We start from the raw sequence: 2,351 nt of genomic DNA on the forward strand, positions 1-2,351 counted from the left end.
TCCTGCCAATAAAGCTCCAGATCAATGTGGAGGCCGCGACGATACAAACGAACCAGATAAGCGCATAACGGATCGGGGATGCGGGCTTTTCGATAATTTCAAGGGCGGCAGGGAGAAAGTCGCTATAATCGGCGCTGACCTTTGTGTTTGTTGCCCCGGTCTTTACGGGTCGCGTCTTTCCTCTCATTGGCTCGACCCCATCTGCAAATCCCATAAATGCTTGTAGAGGCCGCCATCGCGGGCCAGCAGATCTTCGTGGCTGCCCTCTTCAACGATCCTGCCGTCGGCCATGCCGATAATGCGATTACAGCTCCGGATGGTCGCAAGGCGGTGGGCGATGATCAATACTGTGCGGCCCTGAACAATGTGACGCATGTTTGCGAGGATCAGTCTCTCACTCTCATAGTCGAGAGCGCTGGTTGCCTCGTCCAGGATAAGAATGGGCGGGTTGACTGACAATGCCCGGGCGATCGCCAGGCGTTGCCGCTGCCCACCGGAGAGGTTTGCACCGCGTTCTTCGATGACGGTGTCATAACCCTTCGGCAGTTTCGCGACAAATTCGTCGGCGCCTGACAGGCGGGCGAGATTGATGACGGCCGCCCGCGACATGGCAGGATTGGCGATACTGATGTTCTCGTGGATCGTGCGATTGAACAGCATGTTTTCCTGAAGCACGACGCCGATATTGGAGCGCAGCCAGGCCGGATTGACATGGGCGATGTCCTGACCGTCGACCATGACCTGGCCGCTGGAGGGCAGATAGAACCGCTGCAGAAGTTTGGTCAGCGTCGACTTGCCCGACCCGGAGGGACCGACGATGCCGATCACTTCGCCCGGACGTACAGACAGCGAAATATTCCTGAGGATTTCCGGACCATCACTGGAATAGCGGAAGTTGACGCCCTTGAAGGAGATAGTACCCTTCGGTGGCGGCAGGCTGACGGGGATCGCGGGTTTGGGCTCTTCGGGTGCATTCAGAACATCCGACAGACGCTCGACGGAAACTTGCACCTGCTGAAAGTCCTGCCAGAGCTGTGACAGGCGCAGAACCGGCTGAAACACCTGACCGGCGATCATGTTGAAGGCGACGAGCCCGCCGACGGTCAGTTCATTGTCGATGACGGCCTGTGCGCCAAAAAGGAGGAGGGCGGCCGAGGTGATCTTGTTGACATACTGGATGGCCGTCTGGCCCTTCGCCGCGAGCATGGTCGCTGCAAAGGACGATTGCACATAAGCCGCCAGACGCTCCTCCCATTGCGCGGCAACGACGGGCTCGACGGCGGATGCTTTCAGTGTCTGCATGCCGATAACGGACTCAACGAGCAACTGCTGACTGAGAGCGCCCCGGTCGAATTTTTCATCGATGCGATGTTTAAGGGAGGGGCGGATCAGAAAACCGATCAGGACGAGAAACGGAATTGAGGCGACGACGATCCAGGCAAGCACCGTGGAATAGGCAAACAGCACCGCGATGAACACGAAGGTGAAGATGAGATCGAGGACTGAAAAAAGCGCCTGTCCGGTCAGGAAATTGCGGATGGTCTCGAGTTCGCGCACACGCGCAACCGTCTGGCCGGCGGCGCGGGTTTCGAAATAGTTCAGTGGAAGGTTCAGCAGGTGACGCACGAGCCGGCGTCCGAGCTCCACATCGATCCGGTTCGTCGTATGCGTGAGTGCATAGGTGCGCAGATACTGAAGCACGACGTCGAACAGGCCGATCGCGGCAAGTCCGATGATCAGGACCGTCAATGTCGAGTAGCTACGGTGGGCAAGCACCTTGTCGACCACCACCTGAAAAAACAGCGGCGAGACGAGGGCGAAGAGCTGCAGGAAAAGCGAAGCGAGAAAGACATGGGCGAGGGCGCTTCGGTAGCGCCAGAGCGATGGCAGAAACCAGGCAAAACCGAACCGCCGCTGGAATGCAGAAACGTCTGCAAATCCCCGCTGGAGCAGGATGAAGTTTCCCGACGTTAGCGACAGCAGTTCCTCAAGGGGTACAGTCCGGCTGATAAAGCTGACGGGATCGACCAGCCGGTAGCTGTTCTCTTCCGTCTTCCCGGCAAAAACGGCAAATCCTCCGTCGTCCAGGACGGCGATGCATGGCGTGGGGATCACCTTTCCGCTGGCAAACCGCTCTTCGCGAACGGGTTTTGCCTTGAGGCCGACACGTTTGGCAGCCCGCAAAATATCGTCGCGGGTCGCCTCTGCGGTGAGTGCCAGTTCCCGCGAAAGGTCTGCCGGATTGCAGGAAATCCTGAAGAATGCTGCGACGGCGGCCAGCGACGCCAGTCCGGCATCGGTAGTCGCAGCGGAGGGGTTGAGTAAACCTGTATCCATAGTCAGATCTGTCG

Annotated in this window: 1 protein-coding gene and 1 pseudogene; both read right to left on the minus strand. The window is 58.4% G+C overall.

From position 1 onward, the window contains the following. Positions 1–187 (minus strand): annotated as a pseudogene (locus DA915_RS29145) (HlyD family type I secretion periplasmic adaptor subunit); the annotation flags it as partial. Further along, the gene (locus DA915_RS28195; RefSeq protein WP_107678034.1) at positions 184–2,337 is read right to left on the minus strand and encodes a type I secretion system permease/ATPase; all 2,154 of its coding nucleotides are present in this window, start codon (positions 2,335–2,337) and stop codon (positions 184–186) included. The gene DA915_RS28195 and the pseudogene DA915_RS29145, both read right to left, overlap by 4 nt. Between the last annotated feature and the right edge of the window lie 14 nt (positions 2,338–2,351).

It is taken from the genome of Agrobacterium sp. LAD9 (assembly GCF_003031125.1).
GTDB classification, from domain to species: Bacteria; Pseudomonadota; Alphaproteobacteria; order Rhizobiales; family Rhizobiaceae; genus Agrobacterium; species Agrobacterium radiobacter.